Annotated in this window: 14 protein-coding genes, 1 tRNA gene, 1 rRNA gene and 1 pseudogene; 14 read left to right on the top strand and 3 right to left on the bottom strand. The window is 48.8% G+C overall.

The window, feature by feature from the left end; all coding sequences use genetic code 11:
- The first annotated feature begins 92 nt into the window (after window positions 1-92).
- The 7 genes and pseudogenes from AACS05_RS21330 (at window position 93) to AACS05_RS21360 (ending at window position 5,537) form a co-directional block, all read left to right on the top strand.
- The gene (locus tag AACS05_RS21330) at window positions 93-335 is read left to right on the top strand and encodes a YhdT family protein (protein WP_045448214.1); all 243 of its coding nucleotides are present in this window, start codon (window positions 93-95) and stop codon (window positions 333-335) included.
- On the top strand, window positions 325-1,776 hold the full coding sequence (gene panF, locus AACS05_RS21335; RefSeq protein ID WP_045448216.1) for a sodium/pantothenate symporter: 1,452 nt from the start codon (window positions 325-327) through the stop codon (window positions 1,774-1,776). The genes AACS05_RS21330 and panF overlap by 11 nt, the downstream gene beginning before the upstream one ends.
- A gap of 11 nt (window positions 1,777-1,787) precedes the next feature.
- Window positions 1,788-2,669 (top strand): 50S ribosomal protein L11 methyltransferase, encoded by an 882-nt coding sequence (gene prmA / locus AACS05_RS21340; protein WP_045448218.1) that lies wholly within the window; start codon window positions 1,788-1,790, stop codon window positions 2,667-2,669.
- A 359-nt stretch (window positions 2,670-3,028) separates the two neighbouring features.
- Window positions 3,029-3,994 (top strand): tRNA dihydrouridine synthase DusB, encoded by a 966-nt coding sequence (gene dusB, locus AACS05_RS21345; RefSeq protein WP_045448220.1) that lies wholly within the window; start codon window positions 3,029-3,031, stop codon window positions 3,992-3,994.
- Window positions 3,995-4,019: 25 nt separating this feature from the next.
- Complete coding sequence (gene fis, locus AACS05_RS21350; RefSeq protein ID WP_000462905.1) at window positions 4,020-4,316, top strand: DNA-binding transcriptional regulator Fis; 297 nt, start codon at window positions 4,020-4,022, stop codon at window positions 4,314-4,316.
- An 87-nt stretch (window positions 4,317-4,403) separates the two neighbouring features.
- Window positions 4,404-5,290 (top strand): annotated as a pseudogene (gene yhdJ, locus AACS05_RS21355) (adenine-specific DNA-methyltransferase).
- A gap of 82 nt (window positions 5,291-5,372) precedes the next feature.
- Window positions 5,373-5,537 carry a DUF2556 family protein gene (locus tag AACS05_RS21360; RefSeq protein WP_003025279.1) on the top strand — a complete coding sequence of 55 codons (165 nt, stop codon included), beginning with the start codon at window positions 5,373-5,375 and terminating at the stop codon, window positions 5,535-5,537.
- 52 nt (window positions 5,538-5,589) lie between these two features.
- Here AACS05_RS21360 and envR read toward each other — a convergent pair whose 3' ends face one another.
- Window positions 5,590-6,246, bottom strand: coding sequence for an acrEF/envCD operon transcriptional regulator (gene envR / locus AACS05_RS21365; protein WP_045448222.1), 657 nt, complete (start codon window positions 6,244-6,246; stop codon window positions 5,590-5,592).
- A gap of 412 nt (window positions 6,247-6,658) precedes the next feature.
- On the opposite strand from envR, the gene AACS05_RS21370 reads away from it, so the two are divergent.
- The 7 genes from AACS05_RS21370 (at window position 6,659) to AACS05_RS21400 (ending at window position 16,026) form a co-directional block, all read left to right on the top strand.
- Window positions 6,659-7,822, top strand: coding sequence for an efflux RND transporter periplasmic adaptor subunit (locus AACS05_RS21370; protein WP_045448224.1), 1,164 nt, complete (start codon window positions 6,659-6,661; stop codon window positions 7,820-7,822).
- 11 nt (window positions 7,823-7,833) lie between these two features.
- Window positions 7,834-10,947, top strand: a complete 3,114-nt coding sequence (locus AACS05_RS21375) for an efflux RND transporter permease subunit (RefSeq protein WP_045448225.1) — start codon at window positions 7,834-7,836, stop codon at window positions 10,945-10,947.
- A gap of 260 nt (window positions 10,948-11,207) precedes the next feature.
- Complete coding sequence (locus AACS05_RS21380) at window positions 11,208-11,429, top strand: lipoprotein (RefSeq protein WP_003025292.1); 222 nt, start codon at window positions 11,208-11,210, stop codon at window positions 11,427-11,429.
- 441 nt (window positions 11,430-11,870) lie between these two features.
- On the top strand, window positions 11,871-12,896 hold the full coding sequence (locus AACS05_RS21385; RefSeq protein ID WP_045448227.1) for an amino acid ABC transporter substrate-binding protein: 1,026 nt from the start codon (window positions 11,871-11,873) through the stop codon (window positions 12,894-12,896).
- Window positions 12,897-12,965: 69 nt separating this feature from the next.
- Window positions 12,966-14,147 (top strand): amino acid ABC transporter permease, encoded by a 1,182-nt coding sequence (locus AACS05_RS21390; RefSeq protein WP_045448229.1) that lies wholly within the window; start codon window positions 12,966-12,968, stop codon window positions 14,145-14,147.
- 9 nt (window positions 14,148-14,156) lie between these two features.
- Window positions 14,157-15,260, top strand: coding sequence for an amino acid ABC transporter permease (locus tag AACS05_RS21395; protein ID WP_045448231.1), 1,104 nt, complete (start codon window positions 14,157-14,159; stop codon window positions 15,258-15,260).
- Between the two features lie 7 nt (window positions 15,261-15,267).
- Window positions 15,268-16,026 (top strand): amino acid ABC transporter ATP-binding protein, encoded by a 759-nt coding sequence (locus tag AACS05_RS21400; RefSeq protein ID WP_045448233.1) that lies wholly within the window; start codon window positions 15,268-15,270, stop codon window positions 16,024-16,026.
- 105 nt (window positions 16,027-16,131) lie between these two features.
- Here the strand turns inward: AACS05_RS21400 and rrf are convergent.
- Together rrf and AACS05_RS21410 are read right to left on the bottom strand one after the other, a co-directional pair.
- Window positions 16,132-16,247, bottom strand: a 5S ribosomal RNA gene (gene rrf / locus AACS05_RS21405).
- A 38-nt stretch (window positions 16,248-16,285) separates the two neighbouring features.
- Window positions 16,286-16,361, bottom strand: a tRNA-Thr gene (locus AACS05_RS21410).
- Between the last annotated feature and the right edge of the window lie 146 nt (window positions 16,362-16,507).

The raw sequence follows: 16,507 nt of genomic DNA on the forward strand, positions 1-16,507 counted from the left end.
AAGGCCGGGAATTCCCGGCCTTTTGTTTTTCTCCCCTCCGGCACGTCCCATAATGTACAATCCCCGCTTTCTTTATCCACAAGGGACAAAAAATGGACGCTCGTTTTGTTCAGGCCAATAAAGAGGCGCGCTGGGCGCTGTGGCTGACCCTTTTCTATCTTGCCACATGGTTAGTGACCGCTTACTTACCAGATTCCACACTGGGCTTTACCGGCTTGCCACACTGGTTCGAGATGGCGTGTCTGCTGACACCATTGGTTTTCATTTTGCTGTGTTGGGCAATGGTGAAATTTATCTATCGCGATATTTCTCTGGAGGATGACGATGCAGCTTGAAGTCATTTTGCCGCTTGTCGCCTATCTTCTGGTGGTGTTTGGTCTTTCCGTTTACGCAATGAGAAAGAGAACGACTGGCACCTTCCTGAATGAGTATTTCCTCGGCAGTCGCTCCATGGGCGGTGTCGTGTTGGCCATGACGCTAACTGCAACCTACATTAGCGCAAGCTCGTTTATTGGCGGCCCCGGCGCGGCATATAAATACGGGTTGGGATGGGTATTGCTGGCAATGATCCAGTTGCCTGCCGTCTGGCTGTCGTTAGGTATTCTCGGTAAGAAATTCGCCATTCTGGCGCGCCGTTACAATGCCGTAACCCTCAATGATATGCTGTTTGCCCGCTATCAGAGCCGTTTACTGGTATGGCTGGCGAGCCTCAGCCTGCTGGTGGCTTTTGTCGGAGCGATGACCGTGCAATTCATCGGCGGCGCACGTTTGCTGGAGACTGCTGCGGGTATTCCTTACGAAACCGGCCTGCTGATCTTTGGTATCAGTATCGCGTTATATACGGCATTCGGCGGATTTCGCGCCAGCGTGCTGAATGACACCATGCAGGGCATGGTGATGCTGATTGGTACTATCGTCTTGCTGGTGGGCGTAGTCCACGCCGCAGGCGGCCTCAGTCAGGCAGTAGAAACCCTGCAAACCATCGATCCTAAGCTGGTGACACCGCAGGGTGCTGATGACATTCTGTCTCCAACCTTTATGACATCATTCTGGGTACTGGTGTGCTTTGGGGTGATTGGTCTGCCGCACACGGCGGTACGCTGCATTTCCTATAAAGACAGTAAAGCCGTACATCGCGGGATTATCATTGGCACCATTGTGGTGGCGATCCTGATGTTTGGGATGCATCTGGCAGGCGCACTGGGACGTGCGGTAATCCCTGATCTGACAGTTCCGGATTTGGTTATCCCTACCCTGATGGTAAAAGTTTTGCCACCTGTTGCTGCCGGTATCTTTCTCGCCGCACCGATGGCAGCGATTATGTCGACGATCAATGCTCAATTGCTGCAAAGTTCCGCTACGATCATTAAAGATCTTTACCTGAACCTTCGCCCGGAACAACTACAAAATGAAACTCGCCTGAAGCGAATGTCTGCGGTGATCACCCTGCTGTTGGGGGCGTTACTGTTGCTGGCTGCCTGGAAGCCGCCAGAGATGATTATCTGGCTTAACCTGCTGGCGTTCGGCGGCCTGGAAGCCGTTTTCCTGTGGCCTCTGGTACTTGGCCTGTATTGGGAACGAGCGAATGCGACAGGTGCATTGAGCGCCATGATTGTCGGTGGGGTACTCTATGCCGTACTCGCCACCTTTAACGTTCAGTATCTGGGCTTCCATCCGATTGTGCCTTCGTTACTGCTAAGTTTGCTGGCTTTCCTGGTCGGAAACCGTTTTGGTTCTACCGCCCCGCAAGCCGTCATATTGACTACTGATAAATAAAGAGTTTTGCCATGCCATGGATCCAACTGAAACTGAACACGAGCGGTGCAAACGCTGAAGAGTTAAGTGATGCACTGATGGAAGCGGGTGCCGTTTCTATCACCTTCCAGGATACACATGATACACCGGTGTTTGAACCGCTGCCGGGCGAAACTCGCCTGTGGGGTGATACCGACGTTATCGGCCTGTTCGACGCAGAAACCGACATGAAAGAAGTTATTGCCCTTCTGGAACAGCACCCGCTGTTGGGCACTGGCTTCGTGCACAAAATCGAACAGCTTGAAGATAAAGACTGGGAGCGCGAATGGATGGATAACTTCCACCCAATGCGCTTTGGCGAACGTCTGTGGATTTGCCCTAGCTGGCGCGATGTGCCGGACGAAAACGCCGTCAACGTGATGCTGGATCCTGGCCTGGCGTTTGGCACGGGTACTCACCCAACGACCTCTCTGTGTCTGCAATGGCTCGACAGCCTCGATCTTAACGGTAAAACAGTTATCGACTTTGGCTGTGGCTCCGGCATCCTGGCGATTGCAGCGCTGAAACTGGGCGCGGCGAAAGCCATCGGTGTGGATATTGATCCTCAAGCCATCCAGGCGAGCCGCGATAACGCACAGCGTAACGGCGTTTCTGACCGCCTGGAGCTCTATCTGCCAAAAGACCAGCCAGAGGCCATGAAAGCCGATGTAGTGGTCGCAAACATCCTCGCCGGCCCATTGCGTGAATTGGCACCATTAATCAGCGTACTGCCCGTTGAGGGTGGCTTATTGGGCCTTTCCGGTATTCTTGCCAGCCAGGCGGAAAGCGTCTGTGAAGCCTATGCCGATCTCTTTACACTCGATCCGGTTGTCGAGAAAGAAGAGTGGTGTCGTATTATCGGTAAGAAGAAATAGTCCCTTTCGTTACCGTTGGTAACGTTAAGATCGCTCTTTTTTTCGCAAAAGGATTTGCGGAAATGAGAGCGAGATCGCATTCGAAAGCCATTATTTGTTCATAAAGACAGCGTTTTATCCTGTTCAACTTACCCTGATAGTAATAAAAAAAGAGAAGTTTTCGGAATTTATAAATGGATGCCAAATTACCGATTTATTGTATCCGCATGATTATTAAATACTTTATTTTGAAACTATCCACTCAACCAGCAATTCATTGATCCACCTCAGGGGATTGGTCAAAGTTTGGCCTTTCATCTCGTGCAAAAAATGCGTAATATACGCCGCCTTGCAGTCACAGTATGGTCATTTCTTAACTCATGCGCATCGGACAATATCAGCTCAGAAATCGCCTGATCGCAGCACCTATGGCTGGCATCACTGACAGACCATTCAGGACGCTGTGTTATGAGATGGGAGCAGGATTGACGGTATCCGAGATGATGTCTTCTAACCCACAGGTTTGGGAAAGCGACAAGTCTCGTTTACGTATGGTGCACGTTGATGAGCCAGGAATTCGCACGGTGCAAATTGCCGGCAGCGATCCTGTTGAGATGGCCGATGCCGCACGTATTAACGTGGAAAGCGGCGCCCAAATTATTGATATCAATATGGGGTGTCCGGCTAAAAAAGTGAATCGTAAGCTCGCAGGTTCAGCCCTCTTGCAGTACCCGGATCTAGTGAAGTCGATACTAACCGAGGTCGTCAATGCAGTGGACGTTCCTGTCACACTCAAGATTCGCACCGGCTGGGCTCCGGAACACCGTAACTGCGTAGAGATTGCCCAACTGGCTGAAGACTGTGGCATTCAGGCTCTGACCATTCATGGACGCACCCGCGCCTGTTTGTTCAATGGAGATGCTGAGTACGACAGTATTCGGGCAGTTAAGCAGAAAGTTTCCATTCCGGTTATCGCGAATGGCGACATTACTGACCCGCATAAAGCCAGAGCTGTGCTCGACTATACGGGGGCGGATGCCCTGATGATAGGACGTGCAGCTCAGGGAAGACCCTGGATCTTTCGGGAAATCCAGCATTATCTGGACACTGGGGAGCTGCTGCCCCCGCTGCCTCTGGCAGAGGTGAAGCGCTTGCTTTGTGCGCACGTTCGGGAACTGCATGACTTTTATGGTCAGGCAAAAGGGTACCGAATTGCGCGTAAACACGTATCCTGGTATCTCCAGGAACACGCTCCAAATGACCAGTTTCGGCGCACATTCAACGCCATTGAAGATTCCAGCGAACAGCTGGCGGCGTTGGAGGCATACTTCGAAAATTTTGCGTAAACAGAAATAAAGAGCTGACAGAACTATGTTCGAACAACGCGTAAATTCTGACGTACTGACCGTTTCTACCGTTAACTCTCAGGATCAGGTAACTCAAAAACCCCTGCGTGACTCGGTTAAACAGGCACTGAAGAACTATTTTGCTCAACTGAATGGTCAGGATGTTAATGATCTCTATGAGCTGGTACTGGCTGAAGTAGAACAGCCCCTGTTGGACATGGTGATGCAATACACCCGCGGTAACCAGACCCGTGCTGCCCTGATGATGGGCATCAACCGTGGTACGCTGCGTAAAAAACTGAAAAAATACGGCATGAACTGATACTAATCAGCGATATGTTTGTTTTAAAAGGCGCTACTCGGCATGGGGAAGCGCCTTTTTTATTTGCATCACACGGAGGCTTTGGCGATGAAGGCGAGATGTGAACCTGTCTATTTTGGCGATGAATCGAAAAAGATAATCCAGGGTGATGCGCTAACTGAACTGCAAAAGCTCGCACCCGAAAGCGTCGATCTCATTTTTGCCGACCCACCTTATAACATCGGCAAAGACTTTGACGGAATGGTGGAATCCTGGGACGAAGAGACCTTCCTGGTCTGGTTGTTTGAGTGTATTGAAGAGTGCCATCGCATTCTTAAGCCACAGGGCACTATGTACATCATGAACAGCACAGAGAACATGCCGTATATCGACCTCAAATGCAGACAGCTTTTTACCATTAAAAGTCGCATTGTGTGGTCATATGATAGCTCTGCAGTCCAGGCCAAAAACTTCTTTGGTTCCATGTATGAACCGATCCTGATGATGGTAAAAGATCAGAAAAGCTACACGTTTAATCGTGATGATATTCTGGTTGAAGCCAAAACAGGAGCCAAACGCGCGCTTATCGATTACAGAAAGAACCCGCCCCAGCCGTACAATCAGAAAAAAGTACCTGGCAATGTTTGGGAGTTCTCGCGCGTTCGCTACCTGATGGATGAATACGAAAATCATCCAACCCAAAAACCTAAGGCCCTGTTAGAGCGTATCATTCTGGCATCCTCTAACTCAGATGACGTGGTGTTAGATCCGTTTGCAGGCAGTTTCACCACCGGGGCTACTGCAGTGGAACTGGGTCGCAAATTCGTTGGGATTGAGATCAATGATGAATACGTAAAAATGGGACTCAGGAGACTGGGTGTCAGCTCCCATTTTTCAGAGAATGAGCTTGACAAAGAATAAAAAAGCGAAAGACCAATAATCGGTCTAAAAAGAGTCGATTAACTGAAAATAGCGGCAAGATCTCAACAAAGTAAAAGCATTGTAAGTCTGCTTTTCAGCTTTTGGATTTCGTGTATATTCCCAGCACACTTGGGCATGAATACACAGGATTTGGTAATGATTCGCAAGTATTGGTGGCTGGTTGTTTTTGCGGTCTTCGTTTTTCTTTTTGATGCGCTGCTCATACAGTGGATAGAGTTGATGACAACAGAGCACGATAAGTGCCGGAATATGAATTCAGTGAATCCCCTCAAGCTGGTCAATTGCGTCGACCTCGAATAGCACGCACGGTAACAGATGTTTTATAGCAGCCGTCAGGCCATGGCGGCTGAAACTACCCAACCTGATTTTCACTCTTGATCAACTGCATCACACAGCCATCAGGGCTTAGCATTTTTAATACGTTATCCACTAATACCGGCGCTTGCCCATACAGATCATAACTTGCTGGATTCATTAGCCAGTTTTTTATTATCCCACTGAAACTCCCATGGAGAATAATTATAATAACGTCTAAATCCAGACTGCTTGCGATAAGGTTTTCATCCATACATTCCTGTAAAGATTTACGGATACTCTGATGACTTAGTCCTATTTTATCGCGAATTTCCTGCTCTGATATCATATCGCTATTGAATTCACACTTATGATATAGAATCTGCATTAATGCCTGCTGACGAGGTATCTCAGCAATATACTGCAAACCAACGACCAGTTTTTCTCGCAATCGCTGTAACGGATTATTACCCCAGCGTCCAATGAGTCTGTCCTGAATAAGATCGCGCAAAGGGGGTTGCTGTAGCCATAACTCATTAAACAGTTGGATCTTATTTTCGAAATGCCAATAGATTGCGCCTCGCGTCACGTTGGCGGCATCCGCAATGTCGTTTAGCGTCGTATTGCCTACACCACGTAGAGCAAACTGTACAATCGCTGTTTCAATGAGATGCTGTCGTGTTTTGAGGGCATCAGCTTTCGTTTTTTTAGCCATGGTTTCAAATGCCTGGGACAGAATAGGAATTGATAAACTTTCTTATCAAATATTTGCCATATGGAGCAAATGTATCACTTCGCATTTATTTAGACGAGATCTAAAATATTTCATTACGTGCAACATACATAAATAATCAAAACAAATAAAAATTAGTTAATATATTCATTGGGCAAATGTTTATTTCAACATGTGTTTACCTGCATCAGGTCATTGCATACTTCCTGCTAACGAAAAGGTAGCTGATTAATCTTTTTTTGTTTTTATGTGCCGTGCATCGTACAGCAAAATAAGTATTACTTACATCGCAAGCTAATAATTTGTAGGATAGCCAACTATTATTTTATTTGCGCGCGTTATCGCCTTGCCGTTATCCGGTAAATAACGAGCTTTCGGTTTTTAAGGAAAAGTAATGACGAAAAATGCCAGGCTCTCACTCCTGCCCTCATTCATTATCATCTCCACTGCATTACTCGTCGGTTGTAACGATCAGGGAGAAACACAAACTCATCCTGCCGAGCCACAGGTTACTGTCCATGTTGTGGAATCGGCCCCCTTAGCCGTTACGACTGAATTGCCGGGCCGTACAACAGCCTTCCGTATTGCAGAAGTTCGCCCTCAGGTCAGCGGGATTGTGCTGAAAAGGAATTTCACTGAAGGGAGTGATGTTGAAGCAGGCAAGTCGCTTTATCAGATTGATCCCGCAACTTATCAGGCCGACTATGATAGCGCCAAAGGTGAACTGGCAAAAAGCGAGGCCGCAGCGGCTATCGCCCATTTAACAGTAAAACGTTATGTCCCGTTGGTCGGAACAAAGTACATCAGCCAGCAAGAGTACGATCAAGCCATTGCTGATGCTCGTCAGGCCGACGCCTCCGTCATCGCCGCCAAAGCTGCGGTCGAAAGCGCTCGTATCAATCTCGCTTACACCAAAGTGACATCGCCCATTAGCGGACGTATCGGTAAATCTAACGTTACCGAAGGTGCGTTAGTTACCAATGGTCAGGCGACAGCGTTAGCCACCGTGCAACAGCTTGATCCCATTTACGTCGACGTGACGCAGTCCAGTAGCGATTTTATGCGGCTCAAACAGTCTGTTGCACAAGGTAGCCTACATAAAGACAACACCAGCAGTACCGTTGAACTGGTGATGGAGAATGGCCAGTCATACCCGCTGAAAGGCTCTTTGCAATTTTCTGACGTGACGGTTGACGAGAGTACCGGATCCATCACCCTGAGAGCCGTTTTCCCTAACCCACAGCACTCTCTACTGCCAGGCATGTTTGTACGCGCCCGCATCGATGAAGGTATCCAACCTAACGCCATTCTTGTTCCACAACAGGGTGTGACACGTACACCTCGCGGAGATGCAACCGTGATGGTCGTCAATGATAAGAACCAGGTCGAAGCTCATGCCGTTGTGGCCGTACAAGCCATTGGTGACAAATGGCTCATAAGCGAAGGCTTACAACCGGGCGACAAAGTTATCGTCAGCGGATTACAAAAAGCTCGTCCGGGAGTGCAGGTAAAAGCGACCGCCGATACCGAAACTCCAGCCGCGAAAGCCACACAATAAGGTAACCGGACATGGCAAACTTTTTTATTAGGCGACCTATCTTTGCCTGGGTACTGGCCATCATTCTGATGATGGCGGGCGCTCTGGCAATCATGCAACTGCCCGTGGCGCAGTACCCAACTATTGCCCCCCCTGCCGTAGCGATTTCTGCGACCTACCCAGGCGCGGATGCACAGACGGTGCAGGATACCGTAACGCAGGTTATCGAACAAAACATGAACGGTATCGATAACCTGATGTATATGTCCTCCACCAGCGATTCGGCCGGGAGCGTAACCATTACGTTAACGTTCCAGTCCGGCACCGATCCCGATATCGCACAGGTTCAGGTACAAAACAAACTGCAGCTCGCGACACCTTTACTGCCTCAAGAAGTTCAACAGCAGGGTATCGCCGTTGAGAAATCAAGTAGCAGCTTTTTGATGGTCGCGGGGTTTGTTTCTGACAACCCGCAGACAACTCAGGATGACATCTCTGACTATGTCGCTTCCAACATTAAAGACTCTATCAGCCGGCTGAACGGCGTAGGTGACGTGCAGCTGTTTGGCGCGCAGTACGCCATGCGTATCTGGCTGGATGCGAATTTATTGAACAAGTATCAACTCACGCCGGTTGATGTCATTAACCAGTTGAAAGTACAAAACGACCAGATCGCCGCAGGTCAGTTAGGGGGTACACCTGCCTTACCTAACCAACAGCTCAACGCCTCTATCATTGCGCAAACGCGACTGAAAGATCCTGAAGAGTTTGGCAAAGTGACCTTACGCGTGAACAGCGACGGTTCTGTTGTTCACCTCAAGGACGTTGCACGCATTGAGTTGGGGGGTGAAAACTACAACGTCGTTGCACGTATTAACGGTAAACCGGCATCCGGTTTGGGTATTAAGCTGGCAACCGGTGCAAACGCTCTGGATACCGCCAACGCAATCAAAGCAAAACTGACTGAATTACAGCCGTTCTTCCCCCAGGGAATGCAGGTAGTCTATCCGTACGACACCACACCGTTTGTTACCATCTCTATTCACGAGGTGGTAAAAACGCTGTTTGAAGCGATCGTACTGGTTTTCCTGGTGATGTACCTGTTTCTGCAAAACATTCGCGCAACGCTAATTCCGACTATCGCTGTGCCTGTGGTGCTGTTGGGGACATTCGCCGTACTTGCTGCATTTGGCTACTCGATAAACACCCTGACAATGTTCGGCATGGTACTCGCCATCGGCCTGCTGGTCGATGATGCGATAGTCGTAGTAGAAAACGTGGAGCGCGTGATGATGGAAGACAATCTGCCGCCCAGAGAAGCGACAGAAAAATCCATGTCACAAATACAGGGGGCGCTGGTTGGTATTGCCATGGTGCTATCTGCGGTGTTTATCCCAATGGCCTTCTTTGGAGGTTCAACCGGGGCAATTTACCGACAGTTCTCTATTACTATTGTTTCTGCAATGGCGCTTTCAGTACTGGTGGCGTTGATTCTGACTCCCGCCCTTTGTGCAACATTGCTCAAGCCGGTATCGGCAGAGCACCACGAGAAAAAAAGTGGTTTCTTTGGCTGGTTTAATACCAAATTCGATTACAGCGTCAACCACTACACCAATAGCGTCAGCGGTATAATTCGTAAAACGGGTCGCTATCTGGCGGTCTATCTGATCATTGTTATTGGCATGGCGGTGCTGTTTATACGCCTGCCTACCTCCTTCCTGCCAGAGGAAGATCAGGGTGTGTTCCTGACGATGATTCAGCTACCAGCCGGTGCAACACAAGAGCGTACTCAGAAAGTGCTGGATCAAGTTACCCACTACTATCTGAATAATGAGAAAGCCAACGTCAAAAGCGTCTTTACGGTTAACGGCTTTAGCTTCAGTGGACAGGGGCAAAACTCAGGGATGGCATTTGTCAGCCTCAAACCCTGGGAAGAGCGTAGCGGCGATGAGAATAACGTTGAATCTGTAATTGCCCGGGCAACTCGGGCATTTAGTCAGATTCGTGATGGCCTGGTATTCCCCTTCAACATGCCAGCCATTGTTGAATTGGGCACCGCAACCGGCTTCGATTTTGAGCTGATTGATCAGGGAGGGCTGGGACACTCAGCCTTAACGCAGGCACGTAATCAGCTGCTGGGCATGGTGGCACAACATCCTGATTTGCTGGTACGTGTACGCCCCAACGGCCTTGAGGATACTGCGCAGTTTAAGCTGGATGTTGATCAGGAAAAAGCGCAAGCGCTTGGTGTTTCCTTGTCAGATATTAACGAAACCATCTCCGCTGCGCTGGGCGGCTACTACGTCAATGATTTCATTGACCGCGGTCGCGTGAAAAAAGTGTATGTTCAGGCAGATGCAAAATTTCGTATGTTGCCGGAAGACATCAATAATCTGTATGTTCGCAGCGCCAATGGCGAAATGGTACCTTTCTCCACATTCAGTTCAGCGCACTGGATTTACGGCTCACCGAGACTGGAACGCTACAACGGTATGCCATCTATGGAGCTGTTAGGCGAAGCGGCACCAGGCAAAAGTACCGGTGAAGCAATGGCGCTGATGGAAAGCCTGGCGGAAAAACTGCCTAACGGTATTGGCCATGACTGGACGGGAATGTCCTATCAGGAACGACTGTCAGGTAACCAGGCACCAGCGTTGTATGCCATCTCGCTAATCGTTGTCTTCCTTTGCCTTGCAGCACTGTATGAGAGCTGGTCGATTCCATTCTCCGTCATGCTTGTCGTCCCGCTCGGTGTCGTTGGTGCGCTGCTGGCGGCATCGCTTCGCGGGATGAATAACGATGTGTACTTCCAGGTCGGCCTGTTAACAACTATCGGCCTCTCTGCCAAAAACGCCATCCTGATTGTCGAATTTGCTAAAGACCTGATGGATAAAGAGGGCAAAGGGTTGATTGAGGCGACCCTGGAGGCCTCCCGTATGCGTCTGCGTCCTATCCTGATGACATCTCTGGCCTTTATTCTGGGGGTTATGCCTCTGGTTATCAGTAATGGTGCAGGTAGCGGTGCGCAGAATGCCGTCGGCACAGGTGTTATGGGGGGCATGCTCACGGCTACATTGTTGGCGATCTTCTTCGTTCCCGTCTTTTTTGTTGTCGTTAAACGGCGTTTTAGCCAGCATCGCGATTAAATTGTAAAATAAAGGCGTCTCCGGGCGCCTTTTTTACCTGATAATGACCTCTTTATTTATTAATAAGATAGCCATTCTTTTTTTTAGCACATGGTTCCAAAATTCCCCGATCTATTCATTATGTTTACAATCCACATGAATTGAGATTATTCCTCATGTCAGTCTTTTTTTAAGAAGTGGTAAAATAACCCTCGATTTCGCAGATAGCTTAGCGCCTGTCTTTGCTTTTTTAGCGAAACGTTTATTTTAGAGGTAACACCATGAAAAGATTAATATCCGTTGCATTGCTTACAGCATTTCTGGCGGGCTGTGCACACGATTCTCCTTGCGTACCTGTATATGACGACCAGGGCCGTCTGGTTCATACCAATACCTGTATGAAAGGCACCACGCAGGATAACTGGGAAACAGCAGGTGCGATCGCCGGTGGTGCAGCCGCTGTTGCCGGTCTGACACTTGGGATAGTTGCCTTGACGAAATAAATCATGTTAAAAGCGCGGTAATAGCCGCGCTTTTAACAATAAAGAAGATATCTTTATATAAGACAAAATGATGGTTTAAAGCTTTGGCCCTGAAATAAAATCATTATAGATTCCCCTCACATATTCACGACTGAAAGTTAGCATCTTTTCAGCTTTTCGTAACAACACGTCTTCTTATCATTATTCTCACGCGGTCAATATTCACGCCCGAAATTGTTATCAGGCATCCTGTTTAAATTTTTGCGCTGAAATGTGGCGTACGTTTCAATTTTGCACCACTTCAGGGCGCTGCATTTATTTTTTCCTGTCTACACTCTGCTTATTGCGCCGAATATTCGAGCGCAAAAACCTGGCACTACCTTTGCTTAAAAGAGTATGGCCAAAGCCACAGACAGGTAAAAGATGTTTCCATAACAATAATTCCTCCACACAGGATGCTCTATGAAAAAGATGATAATAGCCAGCCTGGCTGCGGCCGGCGTGCTGCTTGCGATTACAAATCAGGCACATGCCGGCGCAACGCTTGATGCCGTAAAGAAAAAAGGATTTGTGCAATGCGGAATCAGTGACGGCTTACCAGGCTTTTCCTATGCCGACGCAAGCGGTAAGTTTTCAGGTATTGATGTAGATGTATGTCGTGGTGTTGCCTCGGCCGTATTTGGTGATGACACGAAAGTAAAATACACCCCGCTCACCGCTAAAGAACGCTTCACCGCTTTACAGTCTGGTGAAGTCGATATGCTCTCCCGTAATACCACATGGACCTCCTCACGTGATGCAGGAATGGGGATGTCCTTTACTGGCGTGACTTATTACGATGGCATTGGCTTTCTTACCCACAACAAAGCGGGTCTGAAGAGCGCAAAAGAACTCGATGGTGCAACGGTTTGTATTCAGGCAGGCACGGATACTGAACTGAACGTGGCCGATTATTTTAAGGCCAACAATATGAAGTATACCCCCGTCACCTTCGATCGCTCCGATGAATCCGCTAAGGCTCTGGAATCAGGCCGCTGCGATACGCTTGCTTCGGACCAGTCTCAGTTGTATGCCCTGCGAATCAAATTGAGCAACCCTTCAGAATGGATTGTTCTGCCAGAAGTAATCTCTAAAGAACCACTGGGGCCTGTCGTACGCCGCGGCGATGATGAATGGTTCTCTATTGTTCGCTGGACGCTGTTTGCCATGTTGAATGCTGAAGAGATGGGTGTTAACTCGAAAAACGTTGATGAAAAAGCCGCTAATCCCGCAACACCGGATATGGCACACCTGTTAGGCAAAGAGGGAGACTATGGTAAAGATCTGAAGCTGGATAATAAATGGGCTTACAACATTATTAAGCAGGTAGGAAACTATTCGGAGATCTTTGAACGTAACGTGGGATCGGAAAGTCCACTGAAGATCAAACGTGGGCAAAACAACCTCTGGAATAACGGCGGCATTCAGTATGCGCCACCGGTGCGTTAATGCGAAGTGATGTAACGGGCGCCGCAACTGCGGCGCTCAACCCAGAGTCATTGTTACCGAGGTTTTCTTATGTACCATCGCCGCTCAACCGTAAAAGGATCACTCTCCTTTTCTAACCCTGCGGTCCGCGCCTGGTTATTTCAAATTCTTGCCATCATCGCGGTCGTTAGCATTGCGATCTATCTCATTCACAATACGATTAATAACCTAAGCAGTCGCGGTATCACCTCGGGGTTCTCTTTTCTCGATCGCAGTGCCGGATTTGGTATTGTTCAACATCTGATTGATTATGAGCAGGGCGATACTTATGGGCGTGTCTTTCTGGTCGGTCTGCTTAATACGCTGCTTGTCTCAGCACTATGTATTGTTTTTGCTTCATTTCTCGGCTTCTTTCTTGGACTGGCACGTTTGTCAGATAACTGGTTGCTGCGTAAGCTATCTACAATTTATATCGAAACGTTCCGCAATATTCCGCCACTGCTGCAAATCTTCTTTTGGTATTTTGCCGTACTACGCAATTTGCCTGGTCCCCGTCAGGCCGTCAGTGCGCTGGATCTCGTTTTCCTGAGTAACCGGGGACTCTATATTCCGGCGCCGCAGATGGGAGAAGGTCTTTTTGCCTTTTGCGCTGCACTCATGATTGCTGCAGTCGTAACTATTGGGCTATTTCGTTTCAATAAAATGTACCAGACAAAAACAGGTCAATTACGCCGAACGTGGCCAACAGCACTGGCGCTGATCGTGTTTTTGCCGATGATTTCACAATGGATTTTTGGCGCAGCGCTCCACTGGGATATACCCGAACTGCGCGGTTTTAACTTCCGCGGCGGTATGGTACTTATCCCAGAACTGGCGGCGTTAACACTGGCGCTTTCAGTGTATACATCTGCATTTATTGCAGAAATTATTCGGGCCGGTATTCAGGCAGTTCCTTATGGTCAACATGAAGCAGCCCGTTCTTTGGGCCTTCCCAATCCGGTAACGCTCCGTCAGGTGATCATCCCGCAGGCGCTCCGCGTCATCATTCCACCACTGACCAGCCAGTATCTGAATATCGTAAAGAATTCATCCCTTGCTGCCGCCATTGGCTACCCGGATATGGTTTCACTGTTTGCCGGAACCGTACTGAATCAAACCGGTCAGGCCATTGAAACCATCGCCATCACTATGTCGGTTTACCTGATCATCAGTCTGAGCATTTCTCTGTTAATGAATATATACAACCGTCGTATCGCACTCATTGAGCGCTAAGGAGTCATGATGACAAAAGCACTACTGTCTCACCCCTCGCGCCAGAGCAGTAATCATGCTGGCCGCGTGATATTTTGGGTGCGTAAAAATCTATTTTCCAGTTGGTCAAACAGTTTGCTCACTCTGTTATGCATATGGCTCATGTGGATGTTCATTCCCCCATTGCTGAACTGGGCATTTCTGCAGGCCAACTGGATAGGTTCTACCCGGGCAGATTGTACAAAAGCGGGAGCGTGCTGGGTGTTTATCCATGAACGCTTCGGACAATTCATGTATGGGCTCTATCCACACGATCAGCGCTGGCGGGTTAATCTGGCTCTGATTATCGGCCTACTCTCTATCGCACCGATGTTCTGGAAAGCGATACCTCATCGTGGTCGCTATATCGCCTTCTGGGCGGTGGTTTATCCGGTTATCGTCTGGTGGCTGTTGTACGGTGGTTTTCTCGGTCTCGATCGCGTGGAAACACGCCAGTGGGGTGGACTGACACTCACCCTGATCATAGCCTCTGTTGGTATTGCAGGCGCGCTCCCATGGGGGATCTTACTGGCGTTGGGGCGCCGTTCTCATATGCCTGTCGTGCGGGTTTTATCCGTCATTTTCATTGAGTTCTGGCGTGGTGTGCCGCTGATCACTGTCCTGTTTATGTCGTCAGTCATGCTCCCGCTGTTTATGTCGGAAGGCACCAGCATCGACAAACTTATTCGGGCGCTGGTCGGTGTAATTCTTTTCCAGTCAGCTTATGTCGCAGAGGTGGTGCGTGGGGGATTGCAGGCCCTCCCGAAAGGCCAGTATGAAGCCGCCGAATCACTGGCGCTTGGCTACTGGAAAACCCAAGGGCTGGTCATACTTCCGCAAGCCCTCAAACTGGTTATCCCCGGCCTGGTTAACACGATCATCGCCCTCTTCAAGGATACCAGTCTGGTCATTATTATCGGTCTGTTTGACCTTTTCAGCAGCGTACAACAAGCCACCGTCGACCCTGCCTGGCTTGGTATGTCGACAGAAGGATATGTTTTTGCCGCGCTGATTTACTGGGTTTTCTGCTTCAGCATGTCACGTTATAGCCAGCATCTGGAAAAACGTTTTAACACCGGGCGTACACCGCACTGAGGAAATTATGAGCCAATTATTAATACAGTCTAACGACGCGATGATTACCCTGGAAAACGTCAACAAATGGTATGGACAGTTTCACGTTCTGAAAAACATAAACCTGGAGGTAAAACAGGGAGAACGTATCGTATTATGCGGACCTTCTGGATCCGGTAAATCAACAACGATCCGTTGTATTAACCATCTGGAAGAGCATCAGCAAGGGCGTATTGTTGTAGATGGAATTGAGCTCAATGAGGACATCCGCAATATTGAACGCGTCAGACAAGAAGTTGGAATGGTCTTTCAACACTTTAATCTCTTTCCTCATTTAACAGTCCTGCAAAACTGCACACTGGCTCCTGTCTGGGTTCAGAAGATGCCAAAGAAAGAGGCTGAAGCTCTGGCAATGCACTACCTTGAACGAGTGCGTATTGCTGAACATGCGCATAAATACCCTGGACAAATTTCCGGTGGGCAGCAACAGCGCGTGGCCATTGCGCGTTCACTGTGTATGAAACCCAAAATCATGTTGTTCGATGAGCCCACATCAGCACTGGACCCTGAAATGGTAAAAGAAGTACTCGATACCATGATAGGCCTGGCGCAATCGGGAATGACAATGCTTTGTGTTACTCATGAAATGGGGTTTGCCCGAACAGTTGCAGACAGGGTGATCTTTATGGATCTTGGCGAGATTGTTGAACAGGCGCCACCAGACGAATTTTTTGCCCATCCGAAATCCGAGCGTACCCGAGCGTTTTTATCACAGGTCATACATTAAAACCTGCAAGCCGGATAAGCTGTTTACGCCGCCATCCGGCATACTCCACAATTCGCAAATGCAAAAAGGCCCATCCTGACGGATGGGCCTTTCCACTTATTTGATGTCTGGCAGTTCCCTACTCTCGCATGGGGAGACCCCACACTACCATCGGCGCTACGGCGTTTCACTTCTGAGTTCGGCATGGGGTCAGGTGGGACCACCGCGCTACAGCCGCCAGACAAATTCTTTTCTAAGCGCCGAACTTTAACCTAAAAACTGGTGCTGATACCCAGAGTCGAACTGGGGACCTCACCCTTACCAAGGGTGCGCTCTACCAACTGAGCCATATCAGCACACTAAATTTGATGCCTGGCAGTTTATGAATCACTGCGTGATCCACCCTTCGGGCCGTTGCTTCGCAACGTTCAAAGCTCTCGCTTTTGTCCTACTCTCTTATCGAGTAGTGAACTGCCTCAAAGGTCAATGCCATACTTCTTAA

It is taken from the genome of Citrobacter sp. S-77, from assembly GCF_963864895.1.
GTDB classification, from domain to species: Bacteria; Pseudomonadota; Gammaproteobacteria; order Enterobacterales; family Enterobacteriaceae; genus Citrobacter; species Citrobacter murliniae.